Below are 24014 nucleotides of genomic sequence, written 5' to 3'. Positions count from 1 at the left end.
GGTGCACCCGGCCGCCCCGTCGGCACATCCGCAGGGGACCCCGTGGGAGCGGGGCAGAGGGGGGTGGGGGCATGGCCTTCTGGGACAGCCTGTTTCAGGGCAGGGCGACGGCGCAGTTCGACTCCGGCAGCGCCGCGAGCAACGCCATCGACCTCACCAAACGCCGCCCCTCGGTCTCCCTGACCAAACAGGGCGCCGCCACCGGCAACCTCCGGGTGAACCTCTCCTGGCGCATGCGCACCTCGGACATCGAGGGCCGCTCCAAGCAGAGCGGCCGGCTGCTGCGCCACCCCTCCAAGCTCTTCAAGCCGGACGTCGTCCAGGCCCACACTCAGGGCGTGGTCAACGTCGACCTGGACATCGGCTGCCTGTACGAGCTCGCCGACGGCAGCAAGGGCGTCGTCCAGCCGCTGGGCGGCTTCTTCGGGGACCTGAACACCGCGCCGTACGTGAAGCTCAGCGGCGACGACCGGTTCGGGTCTCCGTCGGGCGAGACGATATTCGTCAACCTCGACCACCGGGACGAGATCAAGCGGCTGCTGTTCTTCGTCTACATCTACGACCAGACGCCGGCCTTCGACCGCACCCACGCCACGATGACGCTCTACCCGAGCAGCGGCCCCCGGATCGAGATCGAGCTGGACGAGCGCGCGCCCCAGGCCCGCTCCTGCGCGGTGTTCTCCATGGAGAACGTCAAGGGCGAGCTGATCGTCCGGCGTGAGGTGAAGTTCGTCTACGGCTTCCAGGCGGAGCTGGACCGGCTGTACGGCTGGGGCTTGCAGTGGGGGCGCGGCTACAAGGCGAAGACCTGAGCGCCGTGACGGGCGGGGTGCCGCTACGGGCGGACGAACTGCGGGCCCATCGGCGGCAGCGTGAAGTTCGGGTCCGGTGCCGGGGCGGCCGCCGCGGCGGGCTGCGGATAGCCGTACGAGGGCCGCGCCGACGACGGCTGCGGATAGCCGTAGGCGGGGGCGGGAGCCTCCGGAGCGGCGTGCGGGTAGCCGTAGGCGGGCCCGGGCGGGGCGGTCGGCTGCGGCGGCACGCCGACCGGCACCGGGGGCTGCTGGGGCGGGGCGGGCAGATGCGCGGTCGCGTCGTCGGCGCCCGGTACGGGAGCGGGGGCCGGGGCCTGCGTGGCGGCGCCCTCCGCGGCCGCGGCCGGGGCGTCCTCGCCGTCCTGCGCGCCCTCGTCCACCGAGATGCCGAACGCCGTCGCAAGACCGACCAGACCCGTCGGATAGCCCTGGCCGACCGCGCGGAACTTCCAGCCCTCCCCCCGCCGGTAGAGCTCGCCGCAGATGATCGCGGTCTCCTCGCCGGTCTCCGCCTTCACGTCGAAGACGGCCAGCGGTTCGCCCTCGGCCGCGCCCGCGTCGTACAGCAGGATCCGCAAGTCCTGGACGTGCTGGAAGGTGTCCCCGTCGGACGAGGCGGCCAGCACCACCTGGTCCACGGACGGGTCGAGCGCCGCCAGATCCGCCTCCACGGTGTCGGTCAGCGCCTGGGCCACCCGCTTCTTGGACAGCCGACGCACCAGACCCGAGGGGTGGCGCGGCTGGTTGTAGAAGACGAAGTCCTCGTCGGAGCGCACACGGCCGTCGGTGCCGAGGAGCAGGGCGGAGGCGTCCACGTCGGGTACGCCGGCGCCCGGGGTCCAGCGCAGTACGGCCCGTACGGCCGCGGCGTCAAGAGGGACGTTCGAGCCCTTCAGCATCGCGTGCGTCATGCCGGTCATCCTGCCTTCCCGCAGGCCCCGCGGACAACGCGGGGCACCCGAGCTCCCCCGTGGCCTACGCTCAGGACACGGACACGAAGCAGACGGGTCACCTGAATTTCATGGACATGGGGAACTCTTGACACCCGTCCCTACGTACTATTACCGGCCACATGTTGTCAGGGCCGTCACGGCAGTTCGGGGGATTCTCATGCGTCATTTCGGGCATATCCCATCCTCTGTTCGAGCCGGGCTGTTCCATCAGGAGCCCGGTGAGTTCGACTCCGACTCTCCCGCGAGGACCCTGGCAGCCGCTCTCGGCGCCACCCTCTACTCGCCCGCGACCAGGCCCCACCTCGCCGACGACGTACTCAAGCAGACCGCACGGGGCGTCGTGTCGATGGTGCTCTGCCTGGAGGACTCCATCGACGACCGGGACGTGGAGGCGGCCGAGACCAATCTCGTCCGGCAGTTCGCCGACCTCGACGCCCGTGGCGCGGAATCGCCCCTGCTCTTCATCCGGGTGCGCGAGCCGCTCCAGATACCGGACCTCGTCCGAAGACTCGGCCCAGCCGTCCGGCACCTGTCCGGATTCGTCCTGCCGAAGTTCACCGAGGAACGCGGCGTCCCGTTCATGGAGGCCCTCGCCGTCGCCGAGACCGAGGCCGGGCGGCGCCTTTTCGCCATGCCCGTCCTCGAATCGCCCCAGCTGCTCCACCTCGAAACCCGCGCCGAGACCCTCGCCGGGATCGCCCGCACCGTCGACAAGTACCGCGACCGGGTCCTCGCCCTGCGCCTGGGCGTCACCGACTTCTGCTCCGCCTACGGCCTGCGCCGCTCGCCCGACATGACCGCCTACGACGTCCAGCTCGTCGCCCATGTCATCGCCGACGTCGTCAACGTCCTCGGCCGCTCCGACGGCACCGGCTTCACCATCACCGGACCCGTCTGGGAGTACTTCCGGCTCCAGGAGCGCATGTTCAAACCGCAGCTGCGCCGCAGCCCCTTCATGGAAGGCCGCGCCGAGGAGCTGCGCACCGCGCTCATCGAACACGACATGGACGGACTGCTCCGCGAGATCGAGCTCGACCGCGCCAACGGCCTGCTCGGCAAGACCTGCATCCACCCCTCGCACGTCCTGCCCGTGCACGCCCTGTCCGTGGTCAGCCACGAGGAGTACAGCGACGCGCAGGACATCCTCCGGCCCGAACGGGGCGGCGGCGGGGTGCTGCGCTCCGCGTACACGAACAAGATGAACGAAGTGAAGCCGCACCGCGCCTGGGCCGAACGGACCCTGCGCAGAGCCGAGGTCTTCGGCGTCGCCAAGGAAGACGTCGGCTTCGTGGAACTGCTCACCGCCGGACTGGCCGGCTGAAGGGGACTGGACGACGTGGTGTGGACGGGAACGTGGGTCGCCGAGCGGCTGGGCGTCGAACTGACCGGTGACGACCGGCTGCCCGAGCTGCTGGGCCTGGCCCTGCGGCGCAACCCCAAGCGGGCCCATCTGCTCGTGTCGAACATCCTCGGCAAGCATGTGCCGCAGCGCCCCAGCGTGGTCCACCGCGCCGGGTACGACCTGGGCGTACGGGTCCGGGAGCTGCTCGGCGCCGACGCGGCGGCCGCGGTCGTCCTCGGCTACGCGGAGACCGCGACGGGCCTCGGCCACGCCGTCGCCGACGGCGTCGGCGCCGCCCCCTACCTCCACTCCACCCGCCGCCCGGTGCCCGGCCTCACCCCGGCCGGAGGCTTCGAGGAGTCCCACTCCCACGCCACCTCCCACCTGCTGCTCCCGGAGGACCCGGCGCTGCTCGCCGGCACCGGCCCGCTGGTCCTGGTCGACGACGAGTTCTCCACCGGCAACACCGTCCTCAACACCATCCGCGACCTGCACCGCCGCTACCCCCGCGACCGCTATGTGATCGTCGCCCTCGTCGACATGCGCGCCCCCGAGGACCACGCCCGGCTGACCGCCTTCGCGGCCGAGACCGGCGCCGCCGTCGACCTGCTCACCCTCGCGGCGGGCACGGTCCGCCTCCCGGACGGCGTCCTGGAGAAGGGCCGGGCACTGGTCGAGCGCTATGAGCGGGCGGTGTCGGCGGCCGTGGACCCGGGCGCGGGCCCGGGAGCCGCCGCGGCCCACGGCCCCACCGGCCCGGGCGCCCCCGCCGTCACGCCCGCCGCCGCGACGGCCGTACGGGTCGACCTCGGGTGGCCCGACGGCGTTCCGGACGGCGGGCGGCACGGCTTCACCCACGCCCACCGCGCCCGGCTCGACCAGGCCCTGCCGGGGATGGCGGCCCGGCTGGCCGAGGCCCTCGACGGGGCGGGGCGGACGCTCGTCCTCGGCTTCGAGGAGCTCATGTACGCGCCGCTCGCCCTCGCCGTCGCCCTGGAGGAGCGCGGGGCGGACGTGCGGTACTCCACCACCACCCGCTCGCCCGTCCTCGCCGTCGACGACCCCGGATACGCCATCCGGACCCGGCTCGTCTTCCCCGCCCACGACGACCCGGCCGACGGCCCCGGCGAGCGGTACGCCTACAACGTCGTCGGCGGCGGCTTCGACGCCGTCGTCCTCGTCGTCGACTCCGCCGCCGACACCCCTGCCCTGCACGCCCCCGGCGGCCTGCTCCACCAGCTCACCACGCACATCCCCCGGGTCGTCCTCGCCGTCGTCCCGTCGTACGTTCCACGACCCCAAGGTGCCCCGATGCTGCCCGAGCCCCTGCGCGGCCCCGCGTTCTCCTCGTACGCCCCCGAGGAGGTCGGCTGGCTGCTCCAGGACCTCTCGGACGTCGAGCTGGAGGCCCCCACCGAGGAGCGCGAGGAGGCCATCCAGAGCGGCGGCGCCCACTACGCCGAGTCGCTGCCGGTCGAGTACCAGCCCAGCCCGCAGTACCAGCAGCTCTTCCACGCCGCCCTGGACACCTCCGCCGCCCGGATCGCCCGCGCCGTCGGCACGGTCACCGAGACCGTCCTCGCCGAGCGCTCGCCCCGCCCCGTGCTCGTCTCGCTCGCCCGCGCCGGCACCCCCGTCGGGGTCCTGATGCGCCGCTGGGCCCAGCACCGCCACGGCCTGGACCTGCCGCACTACGCCGTCTCCATCGTGCGCGGCCGCGGCATCGACGCCAACGCGCTGCGCTGGCTCGCCGCCCACCACAACCCCGCCGACGTCGTCTTCGTCGACGGCTGGACCGGCAAGGGCGCCATCACCCGCGAACTCGCCGAAGCGCTCAAGGACTTCGACGGCTTCGACCCGGAGATCGCGGTCCTCGCCGACCCCGGCTCCTGCGTCCGCGTCTACGGCACCCGCGAGGACTTCCTCATCCCCTCCGCCTGCCTCAACTCCACGGTCTCCGGCCTCATATCGCGGACGGTCCTCCGCGCCGACCTCGTCGGACCGCACGACTTCCACGGCGGGAAGTTCTACCGCGAGCTCGCCGGCGCCGACCTGTCGAACCACTTCCTCGACACCGTCGCCGCCCGCTTCGACGAGGTCGCCGACGCCGTCGCCGCCGACGTCAAGGAGCTGCTCGGCGCCGACCGCACCCCCACCTGGGAAGGCTGGGCCGCCGTCGAGCGGATCAGCGAGGAGTACGGCATCCACGACGTCAACCTGGTCAAGCCCGGCGTCGGAGAGACCACCCGGGTCCTGCTGCGCCGCGTCCCCTGGAAGATCCTCGCCCAGCGCGGCGCGGGCGCCGACCTCGACCACGTACGGCTCCTGGCCCAGCAGCGCGGCGTACCGGTCGAGGAGGTCGACGGCCTCCCGTACAGCTGCGTCGGACTGATCCACCCCCACTACACCCGGGGCGCCACCGGCGCCGACGGCAAGGCGGTGACCCACGCATGACCGTCCTCGTCGCCAGCGACCTCGACCGCACGCTGATCTACTCCTCCGCGGCCCTCGCGCTCGCCATGCCCGACGCCCAGGCCCCGCGCCTGCTCTGCGTCGAGGTCCACGAGAGCAAGCCGCTGTCCTACATGACCGAGGACGCCGCCGCGCTGCTCGCCGAACTCGCCGCGGACACCGTCTTCGTCCCGACCACCACCCGCACGCGTAAGCAGTACCAGCGCATCCAGCTCCCCGGCCCCGCCCCCCGGTTCGCGATCTGCGCCAACGGCGGCCACCTGCTCGTCGACGGCGTCACCGACCACGACTGGCACGCCTCCGTCGTCCGCCGCCTGGCCGCCGAGTGCGCGCCGCTCGCGGACGTACGAGCCCGGCTCGTCGCGACCACGGACCCGTCCTGGGTACGCAAACACCGCGTCGCCGAGGACGTGTTCACGTACCTCGTGATCGAGCGGGACCTGCTGCCGGGGGAGTGGCTGGCGGAGTTCTCGGCCTGGGCCGGCGAACGCGGCTGGACGGTCTCCCTCCAGGGCCGCAAGGTCTACGCCGTCCCCAAGCCGCTCACCAAGAGCGCCGCCATGCGCGAGGTCGCCCGCCGCTGCGGCGCCACGCTCACCCTCGCCGCGGGCGACTCCCTCCTCGACGCCGATCTGCTCCTGGCCGCCGACCGCGCCTGGCGCCCGGGCCACGGCGAACTCGCCGACTCCGCCTGGAGCGCCCCCCACCTGGACGTCCTCACCGAGCGGGGCGTCGCGGCGGGCGAGGAGATCCTCCGCCGCTTCGCCGCCGCGGGCCGCGCCTGGCTCCCGGCGGCGGCGCCCGACGGCCCCGCCCCGGCCGGACCGCCGATGGTGGGCCTCGTCTAGGACCCTGCGGTTTTGGCCGGGTCCAGGACCCTGCGGATTTCCGCAGGGCGGCTAGCCGCAGCAGCCGCCGCCGCAGCAGCCCCCGCCACCTCCGCTTCCGCCTGAGCGGGGGGCGGGGCCGGTGGCGGTACCGCCCACGGCGACGGCCGAGAGCAGCTTGACGGTGTCGTCGTGCCCGGCCGGGCAGGCGGCTGGGGCGCTGGACTCGGCCATGGGGCGGTTCAGCTCGAAGGTGTCGCCGCAGCTGCGGCAGCGGTATTCGTAACGAGGCATGCCGACAGGCTATCGGCGCTGTCCAGCGCCCGTCCGCTCGCGCCGTACGCCCGCATGGCCGGTGCGCTGGGCGTCGGACGGGACCTTGTAGTGATGTCGCCCGCGCCGCTCGCCCTCGGCCTCCTCCGGGTGGCGGGCCTGCCAGTAGGGGTTGTCGTGCGGGAGCGTCCCGCTGACCCGCCCGTACATCCCGAAGACCATCAGCATCAGGCCCACCACGAAGCTGAAGAGGACGTTCTGGATCCGGAACGCCAGGAAGTTGAGACCGGTCTCCAGCAGGGCCAGATTGGCGAAGCCGCTCACGATGAAGGCGATGCCGAGCACCATGTTGAGGGTGGAGGCGAAGTTGCCGCCGATGACCATACCGACGAAGAGCAGCAGGCCCACACAGATCGACAGGACGCTCAGCGCGCCGTTGGTGTTGAGGCCGGCGACCGTGTCGCCGCCGGTGTCGAAGAAGCCGATCCGGTCGATCAGGCCGAGGATGCCGAAGGCGAGCAGGACGAGTCCGGTGAGTCCGGCGCCGACGCGGTAGATCTTGCTCAGGCGGTGGTCGACGGGGAGGTGCTCGTCGAGGCGGACGTGGGCGGCGCGGCGGACGTGCGGTACCTGACTCATGGGCCCTCCCTCGCTGGGGTACGGGGTACTTCCAGGATCGGCCGGGCGTGCGCACCCAACAACTCCAGCCGCCGCCCGGCGCCGGGTCAGCCCTGCCCGCGGCCGCGTTCGTCCCGGATGAGCTCGACGACCCGGGCGGCGCTGTCCCGTACGGCCGCGGTCTCGGTCAGGAAGTGCCAGTAGTCCGGGTGGCGGCCCTCCAGGCCGGCGACGGCCCGGTCCAGGCGGGCCACGGCGTCGTCGAGGGGCCGGGCGTGGCGGGGGTCGGGGGTGTGGCGGCCGGCCATGGCCAGGCGCTGGGCGTCGCGGATGGCGAAGCGGGTGCGGTCGATCTCCTGCTGCGGGTCCTTGGCGACGGCGTCGAGCCGCCGCAGCCGCTCCCCGGCGGCGGAGACCGCCTCGTCGGTGGCGTTGAGCAGGGCGCGGACGGTGGAGAGGAGCGCGGTGGCGTCGGGCCAGCGCTGCTCGTCACGGGCCTTGGCGGCCTCCTGGAGCTTCTCCTCGGCCTGCCGGACGGTGCTCAGGGCCTGGTCGGGCACGGGCTGGAGGTCCTGCCAGCAGGCGGCGGTGAAGCGGCGGCGGAGCTCGCTGAGGACGGGCTCGACGGTGGTGGCGCGGTTGGCGAGGGCCTGGGCGCGGGTCCGCAGCGAGACCAGGCGCCGGTCGGTCTCGGCGGCGCGCTCGGGGAGCCGCTCGGCCTCCGTCCGTACGGCCTCGGCGTCCCGCAGGACCCGGTCTGCGCGCTGGAGGGTCTCAGGGACGCCGTGGCGGCCGGCGCCTTCGTTGAGCTTGGTGAGCTCGGGCGCGAGGGCGGCGAGCCGCCCGGCGAGGTCGTCCGCTCTCAGTCCGGAGCCCCGCACCGAATCGAGAGCGGTGCTCGCGTTTCGGAGCGCCTGTCGCGCCCGCTCGACCGCCGGCGCCAGCCGGGCCAGCTGCGTCTCCGCCTTGTCGAGCAGCGGCGCGAGCCCCTGCTCGAACCGGTCCAGCTCGCCCTTGACCCGTACGAGATCGTCCTTGGCCCGCGTCAGCTCCGTCCGCGCCCGCGCGGCGACCGAGCTCTCCAGACCGTCCCGGTCCAGGTCGTGCGCGTCGACGGCGGTGATGTACGCATGGCTGACCTCGTCGATGCGCCGCCCCAGCGCCGCGAAATCGTCCACCGCGCGGCGCGCGCCCGGCGAACTGTCCACGGCCGTGATCGTCTCGATCGAGATCCGCAGATCCCGCTGGGCGGTGTCCAGTTCGTAGAAGGCCGCCGCGGCGGCGTCCTTGGCGGCCTGCGCGTCGGCCCGCTGGCTCTCGCCACGCCCGCCGAACCAGCGCCGCGTACCGCCGCCGGCGAACGCACCAGGGACGGCGGCCAGGGCGAGGGGCACGAGAAGCAGGCTCAGCCCGAGGAGATCCCCGACGGCACCGGTGACGCCCTTGCTCGCCTGTGCCTTCGCGTGGGTCGCCGCCACATCCCTCTCCCGTGCTGTGTCCGCCCTGCCCGGTCATTGTCCCACCAGGTAGGACGAACACACGAGCCCTTCAGTTCGCGGTTCGCACGGAGACTTCGCCGTTGTCGCTGCGCGCCGTCACCACATGCGCGCTGCCCTTGTCGGTCGGCACGTCGACGTCGACGCTGCCGTTGTCGCTCTTCGCGTTCACCGCGTACGCCACACCCTTGGCGGGCAGCTCGATGTCGACGCGGCCGTTGTCGCTGGTCGTCTCCACCCGGTCGGGCACGGCGGTCAGCTTCAGCCGTACCTCCCCGTTGTCGCTGTGCGCGATCACGCTCCTCGCGCTGGACCGCTCGACGAGGACGGCGCCGTTGTTGCTGGTCAGCTCCAGCGGCCCGGAGGAATTGCGTACCGTCACCTCGCCGTTGTCCGACTTCAGCCGCAGCGCGGTGGTGAACCCGTCGGCGGTCACGCTGCCGTTGTCGTCCTCCACGCTCACGGCGACCCCACGCGGCACCTTGATCTCATGGCGCGCATCGCAGTTGCTGGCGATCCCCGTGCAGCCGGTCCGCAGGGTCAGCTTCCCGCCCTCCAGCCCCCAGCTGCTCTCGGGCCCGTTCCCCATGAACACCCACCCGTCGACCTGCCGGCTCACCTGCACCTCCTTCACGTCGGCCGGCACGATCGTGAGCTCCGAGTTGTCGGCGTCGACGGCGAGGGTCTCCCCGGAGAACGCGAACGTCTTCCGCTCCACGGGCGCCGCGTCCACATCGGCGCTCCCGCACCCCGTGAGCCCGAGCATCCCGACGACGGCGCCCCCGACGGCGGCGGCGGTGACGAGCGTGCGGTTGCGGCGTGCGGTCATGATGATCAATCCCCCGAAGTGCGACGACGTGTCGCCCCACCGTACGGACCCCCCTCCCACCCGGACGATCCGGCGACCCACCGCCCTGGGGGTAGGGCTATCCCCCGCGTCGGCCCCGCCTTCCCGTATCGGTTTGCGGGACCCACCCATGGGCCATGTACGCTGTTGCCTCATTCCACGGGTGCGTAGCTCAGGGGTAGAGCGCTGCTCTTACAAAGCAGATGTCGGCGGTTCGAAACCGTCCGCGCCCACCGGCGAGAAGTAGCAGGTGAGAGCCTGCTCTGGGCCCCTCGAACAGCTCGGTTCGAGGGGCCTTTTCATGATCGAAGTCCGCCATCCCCCGCAGGGGCCCGCCGAAAGCGGTTGTTGAAAGTGTCCCATTCGAGCAGGGCCAGGCCAGCCCACTCCTCGACACCCTGATCCTCATGCCGACGCAATCGGTGTCCCACTCGCCGACCTCGTGCGATAGCGCCCCGGCCAGCGTCGAAACCTGGCCGGGGCGGCCCGCTCTTGCACCTTCGCTACGGATCGAATGCCCGCCCGGACGGCGGTGCGTCCGGGCTTGTGCCAGGGCTGGGACCAGAGCGGGAGCGGTGAGCCCCGGCCGGTATCGGGGGACAGGCAGGCCGGGGCGGATCAGGACAGCTAGCCAGCGATGACGAACCCGCGGGCGGGTTGCCTCGCGGCGGCGTCAGCCACGGCGGCGAGGGTGGCGGCGGTGATATCCCGTCGGGTGCTGGGGTCGTCGCCGTCGAACACCCGCCAGGGACCAGACGGGTTCATCGGATCCTCTGGTGCGAGGGTCCCGGGGATGCCGTACTGGCGCATCGCGTCGTGCAGTTCCGAGACGTCGTCTGCGTTCATGACCCTCACCTTCCGTCGGGGCGTCGAGCCTATTCCTCGCCGCCACCGTGGGTTGCACAGTTGCCCGGGTTGATCGGGCCGCAGCCGCCGGGTACGGGGGTGTGCGAGCAGTTTGCGGCCACACTGACCAGTGCCCTGTCCGGGCCCGTCCAGAGCTCGGCGTCGAGGGTGTACCCGGCCTGCTCGATCAGGGCCACCGTGCGCGTCAGGACCTCAGGGTCGTGGCGGGACGGGTCGGGCCGCTCCGGGTAGTGGTGGACGGTGCGGCCGAGGCGGCTGCACAGGGTCGCGTACAGGTGTGTGTGGAGGATGAGGGCATGCCAGCCTTCGTCGACCTCGCGCGTGGGGGCGATGGGTACGGTCGGGAAGAGTGAGGCGGCGTGCACGAACTTGAGGGCCTCGACCACGATTCGGCTGGCCATAGAGACGTTCATTCCAGGGTTGTTGTCGAGGACCGTGTGCAACACCGCGTTGAACGCGGAGTCGCTGAGCAGGGCGCGTGCGTTCTGCGGTGCTGCTCCGCCGGCCGGTTTGGTCGAGCAGGGTGGCGGTACGGGCTGGCCGGGCTGGTTCTTACACCCCATTGGTTCCTCCAAGATGGATTCCGATGGTGCGAGGCCCACCCCATCGGGGGCGGGAGTCGTGGGCGGGGGCGCGGCTAGTAGAGGCCGGAGGGCCGCTTGCAGGCCGGATCCCCCGGTTGATGCACGAATCGGTTCTGTTGGGCCCCCGAGTCCGACGGCATCTCGTCGAGCTCTGCGGCGGGCCCGACGATCGCTTGTCACAGCGCACGCAGAACTGAGTGCCTTCGTGGGTCATCGTGGCTCCGTCATGGTGGTACTGAGGCCGACCGCGGCCAAGGCGGCGAGGACGACCAGGCAGTAGAAGGCCTGCCGCTGCCAGTCACTCACCGGGCTGTCCCCTTGCGAGTCGGCGCGATGGGCGGCAGGTCGGCACGGCCGACGAACGCGGTCTGCTGCGCGCGGTACGCGCGGATCTCGGCGAGCATGTCCCGTGCGGTCTGGGCGAGATGGTGCGAGTGAGACCAGGCGCCCAGCGGCCCGGGCGCAGGTCCGGCTTCTGCGAGGCCGACCCACGTCTTCAGGGCTGTCACGCCGCGCACGGTCCGGCGCTGCTCTGGAATTTCTTGGACGCCGACGGCCAGGGTCTCGCAGTACATGTCGAGCCTGTCGTTGAGGCGCGTGAGCTCGGAGAGGCCGGGGTAGCTGCGCATGTTGAGCGCGCGCCGGATGTCGACATCGGCCGCCCGCTCGACGTGTTCTTCTATGGCGTCGACGGCCTGGGTGAGGAACGACCCGAGGGGGACCTCAACGCGCTTGGTCGGCCGATCGTGCCTCTCCTGCATGGTCCGCTCCCTACCGTCGTCGCTTGCTGTGTCTACGACGGTAGGGGCGGGTGCCTCACCTCATGGGTACAACCTGTACCCGCTTGGTTATGGGTACAAGTTGTACCTACGCGGGGATGCCCCACTCGCGCGCAAGGGCACGCACCGTAGGGCGGATAGCGGCCGGACCCGACTCGACCAGGTCCGCAACCGTGCTCCTGGCAAAGGTGTTGAAGCGTGCGGTCTCCGGGCTCAGCCGGTTGGCGTCAGCGAGGAAGTGAACGGCGGCGATGTCCTCGCCGTTGAGTGCGTAGGCGCGCGCCGATTCAATGGCGTGGAATCCGCGGCGAGTTGCCGAGGGCATGCCCGTGAGATCGAGTTCCGCGGCGACGGTGGCGGCGGACGTCGCCTGTGCGAGGTCGACATTCATCGTGAGCCAATACGCGTCAACCATGCCCCTACCGAAGATCAGATAGGGGTGAGAGTAGGCGGCACCGAGAACACGGGCTGCCTCGTCCGCCTTGGACCAGTGATACTCGGCGTTCCCTTTCTGGCCGACCTTGGCGTACGAGAGAGCTGCGGCCAGTTGGAGCAGGCCCCATCGGGCGGTGTCCTCCTCGCTGCGGTCGCGACGTAGCAGCTCAGAGGCTTTCATGGCCAGTTCGACGCGGGCCTCGTGCGCTTCTCCAGCATCCCTGTAGACGTGGTTCATATACCAGGCTGCCCCGGCGATTGCCTGCGGGCTGTCCGCGTCCTGTGCGGCGGCCATGGCCCGGTCGCCGGTGAGCATGACCAGCTCGGGCGCTGGCTGGAACGATAGGTAGAGCTGGGTGAGGTGGTACGCCTCGGCAAGGGCGACCAGTGCCCTGCGTCGTACTGTTCCCTCCAGCGCGCGGGCGGCGTGCTGGAGGTCGGCGATGAGCGCTGGCAGAACGTCGGCGACGTTTGTGCGGTGGTCGCCAATGCCGTGCCAGAGCAGCCACGCGTGCCGCACGCGAGCCGTCAGGGCCTCGACTTGCTGCGGCTCTTGGTCGGGGGCCTGGAAGGAGTAGGTGGTGAGGGCGTCTTTCACCCGAGGAAGGGACGGGTGTGCGGCGTTGCTGTACGTGGACGCGGTGACGCGATCGTCGCCAGTGAGGTCGGCGAGCGAGCTGACGTCGAGGATGTCGGCCATTCGCATCAGCATGGGCAGCCGCGGCATGCGGAGCCGGCCGGACTCGATGCCTTTCCACCATTCGTAGGAGCGGCCTACCCGTGCAGCTGCCGCAGCGCGAGTGATTCCCTTACGCTCGCGTGCGCGCCGGACGCGCTGCGCGAAGGAGGCGGTGATGTCTGCCGGGTTGTCGGTGGGACCGGGCATACTGGGCTCCGTTCGTTCTGACCTCGACACCCAGAACGCTACTCCCCCGGGATTACGTAGGGGGAACGCCGAAAACGCCCAGCGCGATGGGGGCGTTCGTCATGCGAGGCGCGCCGCGTCAGGGGCGGCGTTCGATGGTGGGGAGGCGGTAGTCGCCCTCCAGGACCGACTCGTGCGGCATGTACAGGCGGATCATCGGGCGGAAGTCGCCGGCCGGGGCCGGGAGCCAGTTCGCGGCCTCCGCCGGGGGTGTGGGGCGGTCCTTCTGGATGACGATCGTCAGGCCGCCGTCCGCGTCGTACACCAGGCCCGGGGTGCGGTCGCCGATCGAGTGGCGGTCGAGGGGGTTGTCGACCAGGTAGTAGTCCGGCGCGTCGTACATCGTCAGCGACCAGAAGGCGTCCACCGGCGGCGGCTGGGGGAAGCGCAGGGTGTAGGAGTGGGCGCCGGTCAGCTGGGCGTTGTCCGCGTCGGTGGAGGTGTGCGCGTACACCGCCTCGTAGCCGTGGTTGCCCCACAGCCCCACCCGCGCCGCCACCGCGCGCCACAGGTAGGACGCGGTACGGTCCGGGGCGCGCCACAGCGACGAGTCGACGGTGCCGACGCCGAAGTGGTCCAGGTTGTAGTCGAAGAGGTGCGGATCCATCAGCCAGGCGCCCGGCTCGCGGGAGCCGGAGGTGCGGCTCGCCGTCTCCACCCGGGCCCGGCCGGCCGCGAGGCCCTCCGTCAGGGCCCGGACGAGGGCGGAGTCGGCCGACACGTACGGCGAGCGGCCCTCCTCCAGGAGGCCCAGCGGCTGGAAGCGCTCCTGGTACTCCTGGTCGGGCGCCGAGGGCGGGAAGTCCGCCATCCACACCCGCAGTTGCTCGAAGAAACGCAACTGAGGGGGGACGTCCGGGTCGGGGGCGGGGAGCTCGCCGGGTGCGTCACCGGCGTGCAGTGTGAAACCTTTCTGGAGCTCCCGTACGCGCCCCAGGTCGTGCGGGCCGTCGCAGACGTTCCGGCCGATGACCGACACGATCGTCGTCGGCGCGTCGATCACCCCCCGCACGTCGTCCGGCTCGCTCCCCGACCACCCCGGCGGCACGATCAGCCACTCGCCCTCGGTGGTGCCGGTCGCCCGCTTGCCGACATAGGCGAAGTTGTTGGTCCACGCGTCCACGAACTGCAGGACGTAATACGCCCCGCCGGTGTCCGGCACATGCAGCCGCACCGGGCCGCCGGACAGGTCGAGCTGGGCGATCGAGTACAGCGTGTCGTTGTTCACGGACACGAAATGGGCGTCGGGCCCGGCGAGTTCGGTCGAATGGGCGAAGCGGTTGAAGGGGGTCGGCGGCAGCGTCCCGAAACCCTTGTGCTTGCAGGCGTCCACCATCTCCAGACCGGCGACCAGAGGGTAGCCGTAGACGTACGCCTCCGTGGCCAGCTCGGACAGACCAATCATCGTGCGCCCTCCGTCGCGTTCCCGTGCACGAAGGATCACCATGCGTGAAATGTCGCCCGAACCCGGCATCTGGCGACCGGGTCCGCCGTCCGCCACCCCGATGGCGCAGGCGCGGGCGCCGGGGGCCGATTGTCAGTGGGGCGCGTCACACTGGAGGCATGTGCCGCAGCATCAAGACACTCCGACCGCCCGCCCTGCCCGAGAAGGCCACCGAGGACGACTTCCACGCCGCCGCCTTGCAGTACGTCCGCAAGGTGTCCGGCTTCCGCGCGCCCGCCGCGCACAACAGGGAAGTGTTCGACCAGGCCGTCGCGGACATCACCGACGCGACCCGCAGGCTGCTCGAAGGCCTGGAGATACGGGGCGCTAGGCCACCGGCGCCGGAGCCGGAGCTGGACGCCGTATGACGTAGACGGCCAGGGTGCCCGCGAGGAAGAGCGCGAGCAGGGAGACCGCCAGGCCGAACCACGTCGCGCCCAGCCACTGGCCGCCGAAGTAGCCGAGCCCGACGCTGTACGCCGCCCAGACCAGGCCTGCCAGCGCCGACCAGGGCAGGAAGTCACGCACCCGGCGCCGGGCCGCGCCGGCGCCCAGCGAGACGACCGACCGGCCCGCCGGGGCGAACCGCGCGATCACGACCAGGGCCCCGCCGCCCCGGGCCAGGGCGGTGCCGAGACGTTCCTGCGCGGTGGTGAGCCGGCGCGAGCGGGCGATCGCCCGGTCCAGCCGGGCTCCGCCCCGCCAGGCGAGGCGGTACGCCACGAGGTCACCCAGGACGGAGGCGGTGGCCGCGCACAGGGTCAGCGCGAGCAGGGAGGGGGTGCCGGGGGCCAGGGGCGCGGCGGTGGCCACCGCCGTGGCCGCCGTGATCACGAGCACGCCGCTGGGGAGTACGGGCAGGAAGACGTCGAGGAGGATCGACACGGCGACCACGGCATAGATCCATGGGCCGGCGATCAGCGAACCCACGCTGTCGATCACCTTGACTCCCCGTTCCGTACAAGAACCGCCGCACAGCGTACGCCTGGTGATCACGGGCCTTTCGGGCGGGACGCGCGAAGGCCCGGAACCGGTCGACGGTTCCGGGCCTCGTACGGCGGCTCGGTCCGGCTTACGCCGTGACCGGGTCCTTGCGCTCCTCGCCCGCGACGCCGCGCGCCGCGAAGAGCCGGTCGGCGGCGAAGGCGCCGGGGCCGGTGAAGACGAGGAGCAGGAAGGCCCAGCAGAAGATCGCGGAGGACTCGCCGCCGTTCTGCAGCGGGAACAGCGCCTCGGGCTGGTGGGCGTAGAAGTACGCGTACGCCATGGAGCCGGAGGCGAGGAAGGCCGCGGAGCGGGTGCCGACGCCGAGCAGCACCAGCGCACCGGCGACCAGCTGGATCACGGCCGCGTACCAGCCCGGCCAGGCGCCGGTCTCGACCGTGCCGCCGCCCATCGCGCCACCGAGGACGCCGAAGAGCGAGGCGGCGCCGTGGCAGGCGAAGAGCAGACCGATGACGATCCGGAACAGACCGAGGGCGTACGGCTGGGCCTGGTGCAGGCGGCCGGGCAGCGAGGCCGTGGGGGGAGTGGGGGGCATGGGGGAGGCTCCTTCGGCGGGGGACGGAAACCGACGAGATCCTCAGGTTAGGCAGCCCTCATCAATACTTGCAAGTTCAACATTCGGTCGTTCTCGGCTCTTCCGTGGAGGTGGGAGGGGGTGCGCCGAGCCGCCCGCCGAGGGCCCCACGGCGGCGCGCAGCGCGGCCCGGGCGACCGCGTCCGTATCCGTCAGCATCACCGAGTCGACCCCCGGCCGGGCGCCCGCTGCGGTCACCCAGTGGACCCCCTCGGTCAGCACTCCGATGCCGAACCTCCTTGTGTGCGGCACGCCTTGACGGTCGATCAGGTGAAAGGGGCGTTCGGTGACGTCGAGGCCGCCGGTCGCGTAACCGTCGACGGTGTGGACGCGGCAGCCGCCCGAGCGCAGGAGCCGGGCAAGGAGCTCGTCGCCGGTACGGGCCAGGTCCGGTTCCGGCAGCCGCGCCTCGACCAGTGTGGTGATCGTCACCGTCGAGTCCGCCACGTCCGGCGACCGGGCCACGAACGCGCCGCCCTCCGCCCGTACTTCAAGACGTGGCCCCACCACCTCCAGGACGCCCGCCTCGATCAGGGCCGTCATCTCCTCGATCCGGCGGCGCGGCGGCCCGATGGAGAGGAAGGCGTTCAGCGGCGTGTACCAGCGGTCCAGTTGGTCGCGGCGGCCGGCGCCGGAGAGTCCGGCGTGGTCCACGATGCGGCGCAGTTCGTTGCGGATGTCCCGCAGGACGTCCAGGGCGGCCTTGACCGGGCCGCCGACGTTGCCGCGCGCGGCCTCGGCGGCGTCCTGGCGCAGCTGGGCCAGTAGCCGGGTGCGGTGCTCGGCGGGGGAGTGAAAGGTTTCTCCGCCGTACGGCCGCTCGACCCGCTCCCAGCACCAGCGCTCGGCCTCCGCGACACCGAAGTCGTCCAGGACCGCGGCCTCCTCGGCGGCGCATCCGGCGTCCAGGAACCGCCGCCGGAACTCCCCCGGAGCCGGGGCCGGGGCAGGGGCCGGGGTCGGGGTCTGGGCTGGGGCCCGGATCAGCGTCTCGTAGTAGACCGTCTCGACCTCCTTGGCCACCAAGGGCCATATCTCCCGCCGGAAGTCCGGCGGATCGCCCGCGTCCGCCCGTTTGCGGAACACCTCGATCACGTCGTCCGTCAGGACCAGCGGCTCGTGCCGCTCGGACGCGCCCTTCTCGTTGTCGCCCCGCGCGCGGTACGGGACGCCTCGCCGCGACCCCGCGTAGAGGCGGGGCTCGCGGCCCGAGGGGTGGTAGATCCACCGCCCGTCGGCGCCGCGCCGGAAGCTGCCGCCGCGGCCGACGGTCAACAGCGCCATGTGGTCGAAGAAGTTGAGGCCGAGACCGCGCAGCAGGACCGGTTCGCCCGGTTCGATATGGGAAAGGTCGAGATCGGCGGGGTTCGCGGGCGGTATGTGGCGCAGACCGTGTCGGGCGGCGTACGCGGAGAGCCGGGCCTGCTCGGGCCCCGGCTCCGCCGGAAGGTGCCCCTGCGCGAGGACGACCGCGCCGAGCTCGCTCAGCACGGTGCCGTCCGAGAGCGTCAGCTCCTGAAGCGGCGCGCCGCCGGTGCCATGCGGGCCTCCGGCGCCCCCAGCGCCCCACGGGCCCCCAGCACCCAACGCACCCCCCTCACCCGCGTCCTCCAGCCGCACCGCCCGCGCCCGGTGGACGCGTACGGTCACATGGCACGGCGCTCCCGCCACCGTCTGCTCGAAGGCCCACCGCAGATAGCGGCCGTAGAGGGCGCGGGGCGGATAGTCGTCGGGGCCGAGCGCGTACGGCGTGGTCGCGGCCCACTCGTACAGGCTCGGCCCCGGGCGTATCGGGCCCGCGCAGCGCACGCTCGCGTCGGTGTACACGGTCACCTGTGACGCGACAGTGTTCATCAGCAGCTCGCCGGACTGGTCGGTCCGCCAGACCTGGCCCGCTCCGGGCGGGGCCGGGTCGACGACATGGACGGTGATCGGGGTGCCGGGGGCGAGCTCGGGGACGGAGGCGCAGAGCCGTTCGAGGATCGACGTACCGCGCGGGCCTGCCCCGACCAGGGCGATAGAACAGGCTGGTGGGGCTGCCTGGGCTACCGAGTCCGCCGGGGCGGGAACTGCGGGCTGCCGTACGTCTCTCAGCTCGGACAAAGCGGTGACTCCCGGGACATGCGGGGTGCTGGAAGTAAGACTTCCGGCTCATCATGCCGGTGTGGCGCCGCCGGACGAACCACTGGCCGGAGCCTCACTCCCCGGGTAGGGAAATCTCCACAGGCACCTCACAGCCCACCCCCTGGTCCTCCGCGAGCGTCCGCGCCTCGACCCTGACCAGCCGATCCGCCCGCCGATCCGCCCGCCGATCCGCCTGTCGGCCCGCGTGGCGATCCGCCCGCCCCGCCCGCGCCTGGTCCAGCCACAGCTCCGCCGAACGGCCGCGCAGCACCAGCGTCATCAGCTGGTTCCCGAACCACGGCCCGCCCGTCCGGCTCCACTCGACCGGCGGCGGGCCCACCCGGCCGTGCCGGGCCAGCGCCCGCCCGAGCCGTCGCCCCGCCTGGCTCCAGCCGAAGCGGAATCCCAGCTTCACCGACCGGTGGATGGAGTTGTGCACGGGCGAGCAGGTCAGTTGCAGCACCCGCGCGTCCGGCCCGCCGCGCCCGGCCGGCCACTCCGGCTCGGCGACGTACGCATGGTGCACGTCGCCCGACAGGACGCAGACCGTCGCCGGGGCGTCCGTGCCGCTGCCCACCTCCGCGATCAGCCGGGTCAGTTCGTCGAAGGAGGCCGGGAAGGCCGCCCAGTGCTCCAGGTCCGAGCGGCGCCGCAGATCCTCCGCGAACCGCGCCCAGCGCCCGCCCGGCCCGCCGCGAACCCCTCGGCAGAGCGCCGCGTTCCAGCCCTCCGCGTCATGGATGAGCGGCGGCATGAGCCACGGTAGTGAGGTGCCGATGAGGAGGTGGTCGTAGCCGGGCCGGTCCACCAGGGCCTGTTCGCGCAGCCAGCGGGCCTCCGCCGGGTCGAGCATGGCCCGATGACCCTCGTCGAGGACGCGCGCCGCGCGGGTGTCGATCATCAGGAGCCGGGTGCGGCCGAAGTCGCGCCGGTAGCTCCAGCGTGCGCAGGCCGGGTCCGCGTCGGCCTCGGCGGCGAACCGGCGCAGCGCGTCCGTCCCGTCCGGCACGGACCGTACCGCCGCGTACAGCTCGTCCGTGGCCAGTTCGGCGGGGGAGAGGTTGCCGAGGTGCTGATGGACCCAGTACGACATTAGCCCGCTGAGCACCCGTTCGTTCCACCAAGGGGTGGCCCGCATGTCCGCCACCCAGGAGGCGCTGGTGTTCCAGTCGTCGATGACGTCGTGGTCGTCGAAGATCATGCAGCTGGGGACCGTGGACAGCAGCCAGCGCACCTCGGGGTCGAGCCAGGACTCGTAGTACAGGCGGGTGTATTCCTCGTAATCCGCGACGTCCGGGCCGGGCGGCTCGCGCAGATCGCGACGGGCGGCCAGCCAGCGGCGCGTGGCCTTGGAGGTCTTGTCCGCGTACACCTGGTCGCCGAGGAGCAGCAGCACGTCGGGCCGTAGGGCGCGCGGGTCGGCGGCCAGCTGGGCGGCGAGGGCGTCCAGCGCGTCCGGCCCCGCCGGGTCCTTCTCCCCCTCGGGCGGCGCCGCCAGCCGGCAGGAGCCGAAGGTGACCTTGACCGCGGCCGGGCCGGGCGGGGGAGTGGTGATGGTGGAGGCGGGGAAGCGGAATTCGGCCGGCGGCCAGACCGGGCGCTCGTCCAGCAGCACCTCGTACGGTGTCGTCGACCCCGGGGTGAGGCCGGTCACCGGTATGAGGGCGTAGTGGTGCCCGGCGATCTGGAACGTACGGATCGCGCCACCCGCCCCATCCGCACACCGCACCCTCGCGGTGCACGGCCGGTCCGTCTCGACCCAGACGGTGGCGGTGTCACCACGGTCCCAGTCGACGTATCTGAGCAGTGGTCCGAGCCGCAGTCCGGCTGCCATGTGGTCCCCCTCTGTCGCCCCGCACGTACGGTACGGAACGACGGAGGGGACACGGTAGGTTCCGGCCAGAGGTTCCCGCCGGAGGTTTCAGCCAGAAACGTTCCGCCAGGATCCCTTCACCCGGGAAGGTTCAGCTGGGTCCGGCTCAGCAGCCGTTGAGGACGGACTGCAGTGCGCTCTTCTCGGCGGAGTCGACGGACAGGCCCCAGCTGTGCTTCACATGCACCCACATCCGGGCGTAGGTGCAGCGGTACTCGGTGCGCGGCGGCAGCCACTCGGCCGGGTCGAGGTCGCTCTTGGCCTGGTTCACGTTGTCGGTGACGGCGATGAGCTGGGGGCGGGTGAGGTCGTTGGCGAACTGCTGGCGCTTGGAGGTGGTCCAGGAGTTGGCGCCGGAGCGCCAGGCCTCGGCCAGCGCCACGACGTGGTCGATGTCGAGGTCGGAGGCGGCGGTCCAGGTCGCGCCGTCGTACTCGGAGTACCAGCTTCCGCTGACGGCGGCACAGCTGGAGTCCTGGACGACGTTCACGCCGTCGCGCTTGAGGACGGTCTCGCGGGTGTTGCAGGCGCCCGAGACGGTGCTCCAGTGCGGGAAGAGGTCCCGGCTGTAGCCGCTGGAGGAGCCCTCGGGCTTGACCGTGAGCTGCCCGAGGTACGTCCGGGCGGTGTCGGCGCTGATCGGGGTGGGCGGGGCCGCCTGGGCGGCGGGGGCGGTGGCCAGGAGACCGGTTGCGGTCAGGGCGGCCGCGGCGAGCGTGACACCTATTCGACGCGCGTAGACACCGGACATGTGAACTCCCTTGATGTGGGGGGACCTTGGCCGGACGCCCGGGCGGGCGGCTCGGCGGCTCGGTCATCGTGGCGGCGCCAGGTTTCTAGTGGGGATGCGCCAGGTAACAGCGTGGCGACATGAGCACGTCACTTCAAGGGGTTTTGACGCACCGGCAGTTCATCTGTGGGTCCGAAGTGTGGGGACAGGTCCGTAGGGTTGGGGTGTGCTGCTGCCCGTCAACGCCGCATTCGGTGCGGTTCTGGCTGTTCTGCTCGCCGCCGGTGCCACCGTCGCGGCCCTCGCCCACCTGGGCCGGGCCCGGGTCCACCTCGCCGCGGGCGCCCGGGCCGCCGTCCAGCTGCTGGTCGTCTCGCTGGTGATCGGCTGGGTGGTGCGGTCGGTGCCGCTGCTGCTCGGCTTCCTGCTGCTGATGTACGCGGTCGCGGTACGGACCGCCGGGCGCCGGATCACCGCCAACGCGTCCTGGTGGTGGGCCGCGGCGCCGCTCGCGGCGGGCGTCGTCCCGGTCGTGGCCGCGCTGCTGCTCACCGGACTCGTACCGGTCAAGGGCATCGCCCTGATCCCGGTCACCGGCATCCTGATCGGCGGGGCGCTCACCGCGACCGTACTGGGCGGGCGGCGCGCGCTGGACGAACTGGCGGCGCGGCGCGGCGAGGTGGAGGCGGGGCTCGCGCTCGGGCTGCCGGAACGGGAGGCCCGCCTGGAGATCGCCCGGCCCGCGGCGGCGGACGCGCTGCTGCCCGGGCTCGATCAGACCAGGACGGTCGGGCTTGTCACCCTGCCGGGCGCGTTCGTGGGCATGCTGCTCGGCGGCGCGTCACCCGTACAGGCGGGTGCGGTGCAGTTGTTCGTACTGGTGGGGCTGATGGCGGTACAGGCCGTGGCGGTGGCCGTCGTCCTCGAACTGGTCGCCCGGGGCCACCTGCACCGCGAGGAGAACGCGGCGGCGCGCGCCGCGCGGCCGTGAGGTGTGGGCCAGGTGTGCCGGTTACGGACGCTGCGGGCCCGTGACGCGCCGGTGGGTGCGCCCGGCTGCGAGCGTGTCGCGGTGCCGGTGGGCTGGGCCCGGCTACGGCCGCCTCGCGGCCGTGACCTGCTGCCAGGCGCGTCCGGCTACGCCGCGGAGGAGGTGACGCGCAGCAGGAACGAGCCGTCCGCCGCCGGCTCCACCCGCAGCCCGGTCAGGTCCGGTACGTGAAGGTCGGGGGCGAAGGCGGCCGCGCGCGGGCCGACGCCCACCACCCGCATGCCGGCGGCCCGGCCCGCCTCGATGCCGGCCTGGCTGTCCTCGAAGACCAGGCAGTCTGCCGGGTCGAAGCCCAGCTCCGCCGCGCCCTTGAGGAAGCCCTCCGGGTCCGGCTTGCTGGCGCCGACCCGCTCGGCCGTGACGCGCGTCACGGGCATCGGCAGCCCGGCGGCGCCCATACGAGCCTGCGCGAGGGTCTCGTCGGCCGAGGTGACCAGCGCGTGCGGGAGCTCGGCGATGGTGGCGAGGAAGGCGGCCGCGCCGTCGATCGGAACGACCCCGTCGAGGTCCGCGGTCTCCTCGGCGAGCATCACGCGGTTGTCGGCGTAGTTCTGCTCCATGGGCCGGTCCGGCAGCAGCGCCGCCATCGTGGCGTAGCCCTGGCGGCCGTGGACGACCTTCAGCGCCTCGTCCGGGTCCAGGCCGTTGCGCTCCGCCCAGCGGCGCCAGCAGCGCTCCACCACCGCGTCCGAATTGACCAGCGTGCCGTCCATGTCGAGGAGGAAGGCGCGGGCGAGCAGCATGGGTGGTCTCCTGGACGGGGGAGGAAAGGGTACGAAGTGGACCCGCCCGCCGGTCAGGGAGTACGAGCGGGGCCACTTTGTTTCTTCACGATACAAAACGAAGGCGGTCCCGCGCCACCCCGCCCCCCTCGGCGGCTCTCCGGCCGGGGTGCGGCCCTCAGCGGCGCTCCCCCTCGCCGGTGGTCTCGGCCTCCAAAGCCCGGCGCGTGTTCGGCCCGTAGACGCCCACGGGGTCGCCCTCGATGCCGTGGTCCCACTGGTACGAGGCCACGGCGTCCTCGACCCGGTCGCCGTACTTGCCGTGGATCGGGCCGTCGTACAGCCACAGCTCGGAGAGGCGGCGCTGGAGCTCGGCGACCTCCGGGCCGGAGTCGCCGCGCCGCAGCGTGCCCGCGGCCGGGGCCGTGCTGGGCGCCTGGCTCGCCGGCTTCGACGCCGACGGCGGGGCGGAACGCGTCAGTGAGGACTCCGACGGGGACGGCTCGGCCGAGACGGAGGACGCGGAGGCGCTCGGTGACGCGCTCGACGACGAGGGCGAGGCGGACGCCGAGGCCGAGTCCGAGGCGGACGGGGAGGCGGACGCGGACGGCGAGGCCGACGCCGATGGCGCCTCGAGGACGGCGGTGGCCGGCCCGCCCGTCGCCCTCGCGGGCAGGGCCGCGACCGGAGCGTCCTCTGTGTCGAACAGGCCGCCGGCGAACGCGGCCGTGGCGACCACGACGACCACGGCCGCCGCGACGGCCGCCATGGCGCCGGTCCTCCGGCGGCGCGGCTCCTCGTCGTACACACCGAGCTCGTACGTACCGGACTCGTACGCGGACTCGTACGTATGGGGGGCGTACGAGCCGGAGCCGTCGCCGTCACCCGGCGTCGCACCCAGGAACAGCGGCATCGTCTGCTCGGCGGCAGGCACGGGCTCCGCGGGCCCGACCACCCGAGGGATCGCCGCCGTGGGCGCCTCCGGCTCCTGCGGCGTCCGCGGGGCGAGATTCACGTACGGGCGGATGCGCAGCGGATCGAAGTCCTCCGCCGCCGCGATGTCGGCCGCCTTCCGCGCCGCGAGCTCGGCTGCCCGCGCGCAGCCACAGGCCGGCCCCGGTCTGCCGTCCGGGCTCGGCGGCGTACCGCACTCAGGACACACGTGTGCCGCCACAGTGGTTTTCCCTCCCCTTGAAACTGCCAGCGATTATGCAGGCCACCCCCGGTCCGCCCAAGGCACCCGGCCCCAGGCTCCATC

General features: G+C 72.4%; 23 protein-coding genes and 1 tRNA gene. 7 read left to right on the top strand and 17 right to left on the bottom strand.

Features of this window, described 5'->3' with window-relative positions:
- Nucleotides 1-71 precede the first annotated feature (71 nt).
- Nucleotides 72-812, top strand: a complete 741-nt coding sequence (locus tag ACZ7LT_RS03050) for a TerD family protein (RefSeq protein WP_471233386.1) — start codon at nucleotides 72-74, stop codon at nucleotides 810-812.
- A gap of 23 nt (nucleotides 813-835) precedes the next feature.
- Here the strand turns inward: ACZ7LT_RS03050 and ACZ7LT_RS03045 are convergent, their stop codons facing one another.
- Nucleotides 836-1735, bottom strand: a complete 900-nt coding sequence (locus ACZ7LT_RS03045) for a TerD family protein (protein ID WP_471233384.1) — start codon at nucleotides 1733-1735, stop codon at nucleotides 836-838.
- A gap of 190 nt (nucleotides 1736-1925) precedes the next feature.
- Between ACZ7LT_RS03045 and ACZ7LT_RS03040 the strand changes: the two genes are divergently transcribed.
- From ACZ7LT_RS03040 to ACZ7LT_RS03030, 3 genes are read left to right on the top strand one after another with little or no spacing between them, the layout of a single operon-like run.
- Nucleotides 1926-3089, top strand: a complete 1164-nt coding sequence (locus ACZ7LT_RS03040) for an HpcH/HpaI aldolase/citrate lyase family protein (protein WP_471233381.1) — start codon at nucleotides 1926-1928, stop codon at nucleotides 3087-3089.
- A gap of 15 nt (nucleotides 3090-3104) precedes the next feature.
- Nucleotides 3105-5564: a phosphoribosyltransferase gene (locus tag ACZ7LT_RS03035; protein WP_471233379.1), complete on the top strand. Its 2460-nt coding sequence runs from the start codon at nucleotides 3105-3107 to the stop codon at nucleotides 5562-5564.
- On the top strand, nucleotides 5561-6430 hold the full coding sequence (locus tag ACZ7LT_RS03030; RefSeq protein WP_471233377.1) for an HAD family hydrolase: 870 nt from the start codon (nucleotides 5561-5563) through the stop codon (nucleotides 6428-6430). Before ACZ7LT_RS03035 ends, ACZ7LT_RS03030 begins: the two co-directional genes overlap by 4 nt.
- Nucleotides 6431-6481: 51 nt before the next feature.
- On the opposite strand, the gene ACZ7LT_RS03025 is transcribed toward ACZ7LT_RS03030, so the two are convergent.
- The 4 genes from ACZ7LT_RS03025 to ACZ7LT_RS03010 all read right to left on the bottom strand — a co-directional run bounded on the left by ACZ7LT_RS03025 (nucleotide 6482) and on the right by ACZ7LT_RS03010 (nucleotide 9625).
- Entirely contained in the window at nucleotides 6482-6703 is a 222-nt protein-coding gene (locus tag ACZ7LT_RS03025) for an FmdB family zinc ribbon protein (protein WP_471233373.1), read from the bottom strand.
- A gap of 9 nt (nucleotides 6704-6712) precedes the next feature.
- Complete coding sequence (locus tag ACZ7LT_RS03020) at nucleotides 6713-7321, bottom strand: DUF4383 domain-containing protein (RefSeq protein ID WP_471233369.1); 609 nt, start codon at nucleotides 7319-7321, stop codon at nucleotides 6713-6715.
- Nucleotides 7322-7407: 86 nt separating this feature from the next.
- On the bottom strand, nucleotides 7408-8778 hold the full coding sequence (locus tag ACZ7LT_RS03015) for a hypothetical protein (RefSeq protein WP_471233366.1): 1371 nt from the start codon (nucleotides 8776-8778) through the stop codon (nucleotides 7408-7410).
- Nucleotides 8779-8848: 70 nt separating this feature from the next.
- The gene (locus tag ACZ7LT_RS03010; protein ID WP_471233362.1) at nucleotides 8849-9625 is read right to left on the bottom strand and encodes a DUF4097 family beta strand repeat-containing protein; all 777 of its coding nucleotides are present in this window, start codon (nucleotides 9623-9625) and stop codon (nucleotides 8849-8851) included.
- Between the two features lie 179 nt (nucleotides 9626-9804).
- On the opposite strand from ACZ7LT_RS03010, the gene ACZ7LT_RS03005 reads away from it, so the two are divergent.
- Nucleotides 9805-9876: transfer RNA gene (locus tag ACZ7LT_RS03005), tRNA-Val, on the top strand.
- 394 nt (nucleotides 9877-10270) lie between these two features.
- Here ACZ7LT_RS03005 and ACZ7LT_RS03000 read toward each other — a convergent pair.
- From ACZ7LT_RS03000 to ACZ7LT_RS02980, 5 genes are all read right to left on the bottom strand, one after another.
- The gene (locus ACZ7LT_RS03000; protein ID WP_471233359.1) at nucleotides 10271-10489 is read right to left on the bottom strand and encodes a hypothetical protein; all 219 of its coding nucleotides are present in this window, start codon (nucleotides 10487-10489) and stop codon (nucleotides 10271-10273) included.
- Nucleotides 10490-10518: 29 nt separating this feature from the next.
- Entirely contained in the window at nucleotides 10519-11073 is a 555-nt protein-coding gene (locus ACZ7LT_RS02995; protein ID WP_471233356.1) for a glycine-rich domain-containing protein, read from the bottom strand.
- 323 nt (nucleotides 11074-11396) lie between these two features.
- On the bottom strand, nucleotides 11397-11855 hold the full coding sequence (locus tag ACZ7LT_RS02990; RefSeq protein WP_471233353.1) for a DUF6415 family natural product biosynthesis protein: 459 nt from the start codon (nucleotides 11853-11855) through the stop codon (nucleotides 11397-11399).
- A 106-nt stretch (nucleotides 11856-11961) separates the two neighbouring features.
- Entirely contained in the window at nucleotides 11962-13194 is a 1233-nt protein-coding gene (locus ACZ7LT_RS02985) for a helix-turn-helix domain-containing protein (protein ID WP_471233351.1), read from the bottom strand.
- Nucleotides 13195-13312: 118 nt separating this feature from the next.
- On the bottom strand, nucleotides 13313-14638 hold the full coding sequence (locus ACZ7LT_RS02980; RefSeq protein WP_471233348.1) for a DUF1254 domain-containing protein: 1326 nt from the start codon (nucleotides 14636-14638) through the stop codon (nucleotides 13313-13315).
- A gap of 158 nt (nucleotides 14639-14796) precedes the next feature.
- Here ACZ7LT_RS02980 and ACZ7LT_RS02975 point away from each other — a divergent pair, with 158 nt between their 5' ends.
- Complete coding sequence (locus ACZ7LT_RS02975; protein WP_019885976.1) at nucleotides 14797-15045, top strand: DUF2277 domain-containing protein; 249 nt, start codon at nucleotides 14797-14799, stop codon at nucleotides 15043-15045.
- Here ACZ7LT_RS02975 and ACZ7LT_RS02970 read toward each other — a convergent pair.
- From ACZ7LT_RS02970 to ACZ7LT_RS02950, 5 genes are all read right to left on the bottom strand, one after another.
- Nucleotides 15005-15619, bottom strand: a complete 615-nt coding sequence (locus ACZ7LT_RS02970) for a DedA family protein (RefSeq protein WP_471233345.1) — start codon at nucleotides 15617-15619, stop codon at nucleotides 15005-15007. The two genes, ACZ7LT_RS02975 and ACZ7LT_RS02970, sit on opposite strands and share 41 nt — an antisense overlap.
- 130 nt (nucleotides 15620-15749) lie before the next feature.
- The gene (locus tag ACZ7LT_RS02965; RefSeq protein ID WP_471233341.1) at nucleotides 15750-16217 is read right to left on the bottom strand and encodes a DoxX family protein; all 468 of its coding nucleotides are present in this window, start codon (nucleotides 16215-16217) and stop codon (nucleotides 15750-15752) included.
- A 42-nt stretch (nucleotides 16218-16259) separates the two neighbouring features.
- A complete protein-coding gene (locus ACZ7LT_RS02960) occupies nucleotides 16260-18359 on the bottom strand; it encodes an FAD/NAD(P)-binding protein (protein WP_471233337.1) in 2100 nt (699 codons plus the stop codon).
- A 94-nt stretch (nucleotides 18360-18453) separates the two neighbouring features.
- Nucleotides 18454-20214 carry an alkaline phosphatase D family protein gene (locus ACZ7LT_RS02955; protein ID WP_471233334.1) on the bottom strand — a complete coding sequence of 587 codons (1761 nt, stop codon included), beginning with the start codon at nucleotides 20212-20214 and terminating at the stop codon, nucleotides 18454-18456.
- A gap of 145 nt (nucleotides 20215-20359) precedes the next feature.
- Nucleotides 20360-21004 (bottom strand): HNH endonuclease family protein, encoded by a 645-nt coding sequence (locus ACZ7LT_RS02950; protein ID WP_471233331.1) that lies wholly within the window; start codon nucleotides 21002-21004, stop codon nucleotides 20360-20362.
- A gap of 205 nt (nucleotides 21005-21209) precedes the next feature.
- Between ACZ7LT_RS02950 and ACZ7LT_RS02945 the strand changes: the two genes are divergently transcribed.
- Nucleotides 21210-21974, top strand: a complete 765-nt coding sequence (locus ACZ7LT_RS02945; RefSeq protein ID WP_471233327.1) for an ABC transporter permease — start codon at nucleotides 21210-21212, stop codon at nucleotides 21972-21974.
- 146 nt (nucleotides 21975-22120) lie between these two features.
- Here ACZ7LT_RS02945 and ACZ7LT_RS02940 read toward each other — a convergent pair whose 3' ends face one another.
- Both ACZ7LT_RS02940 and ACZ7LT_RS02935 read right to left on the bottom strand, forming a co-directional pair.
- Entirely contained in the window at nucleotides 22121-22777 is a 657-nt protein-coding gene (locus ACZ7LT_RS02940) for an HAD-IA family hydrolase (protein ID WP_471233323.1), read from the bottom strand.
- A gap of 157 nt (nucleotides 22778-22934) precedes the next feature.
- Nucleotides 22935-23930: a peptidoglycan-binding domain-containing protein gene (locus tag ACZ7LT_RS02935; protein ID WP_471233319.1), complete on the bottom strand. Its 996-nt coding sequence runs from the start codon at nucleotides 23928-23930 to the stop codon at nucleotides 22935-22937.
- Nucleotides 23931-24014 lie beyond the last annotated feature (84 nt).

It is taken from the genome of Streptomyces sp. NPDC039465 (genome assembly GCF_055639315.1).
Note: the sequence above shows the minus strand (reverse complement) of the source record. Positions and strands in the feature narration are given on the sequence as shown.

What these genes read in the sequence shown, in the direction of transcription:
- ACZ7LT_RS03050 (WP_471233386.1), top strand. Translation starts at nt 72, where the DNA reads ATGGCCTTCTGGGACAGCCTGTTTCAGGGCAGGGCGACGGCGCAGTTC.
- ACZ7LT_RS03045 (WP_471233384.1), bottom strand. Translation starts at nt 1,735, where the DNA reads ATGACCGGCATGACGCACGCGATGCTGAAGGGCTCGAACGTCCCTCTT.
- ACZ7LT_RS03040 (WP_471233381.1), top strand. Translation starts at nt 1,926, where the DNA reads ATGCGTCATTTCGGGCATATCCCATCCTCTGTTCGAGCCGGGCTGTTC.
- ACZ7LT_RS03030 (WP_471233377.1), top strand. Translation starts at nt 5,561, where the DNA reads ATGACCGTCCTCGTCGCCAGCGACCTCGACCGCACGCTGATCTACTCC.
- ACZ7LT_RS03025 (WP_471233373.1), bottom strand. Translation starts at nt 6,703, where the DNA reads ATGCCTCGTTACGAATACCGCTGCCGCAGCTGCGGCGACACCTTCGAG.
- ACZ7LT_RS03020 (WP_471233369.1), bottom strand. Translation starts at nt 7,321, where the DNA reads ATGAGTCAGGTACCGCACGTCCGCCGCGCCGCCCACGTCCGCCTCGAC.
- ACZ7LT_RS03010 (WP_471233362.1), bottom strand. Translation starts at nt 9,625, where the DNA reads ATGACCGCACGCCGCAACCGCACGCTCGTCACCGCCGCCGCCGTCGGG.
- ACZ7LT_RS03000 (WP_471233359.1), bottom strand. Translation starts at nt 10,489, where the DNA reads ATGAACGCAGACGACGTCTCGGAACTGCACGACGCGATGCGCCAGTAC.
- ACZ7LT_RS02995 (WP_471233356.1), bottom strand. Translation starts at nt 11,073, where the DNA reads ATGGGGTGTAAGAACCAGCCCGGCCAGCCCGTACCGCCACCCTGCTCG.
- ACZ7LT_RS02990 (WP_471233353.1), bottom strand. Translation starts at nt 11,855, where the DNA reads ATGCAGGAGAGGCACGATCGGCCGACCAAGCGCGTTGAGGTCCCCCTC.
- ACZ7LT_RS02985 (WP_471233351.1), bottom strand. Translation starts at nt 13,194, where the DNA reads ATGCCCGGTCCCACCGACAACCCGGCAGACATCACCGCCTCCTTCGCG.
- ACZ7LT_RS02980 (WP_471233348.1), bottom strand. Translation starts at nt 14,638, where the DNA reads ATGATTGGTCTGTCCGAGCTGGCCACGGAGGCGTACGTCTACGGCTAC.
- ACZ7LT_RS02975 (WP_019885976.1), top strand. Translation starts at nt 14,797, where the DNA reads ATGTGCCGCAGCATCAAGACACTCCGACCGCCCGCCCTGCCCGAGAAG.
- ACZ7LT_RS02965 (WP_471233341.1), bottom strand. Translation starts at nt 16,217, where the DNA reads ATGCCCCCCACTCCCCCCACGGCCTCGCTGCCCGGCCGCCTGCACCAG.
- ACZ7LT_RS02955 (WP_471233334.1), bottom strand. Translation starts at nt 20,214, where the DNA reads ATGGCAGCCGGACTGCGGCTCGGACCACTGCTCAGATACGTCGACTGG.
- ACZ7LT_RS02950 (WP_471233331.1), bottom strand. Translation starts at nt 21,004, where the DNA reads ATGTCCGGTGTCTACGCGCGTCGAATAGGTGTCACGCTCGCCGCGGCC.
- ACZ7LT_RS02940 (WP_471233323.1), bottom strand. Translation starts at nt 22,777, where the DNA reads ATGCTGCTCGCCCGCGCCTTCCTCCTCGACATGGACGGCACGCTGGTC.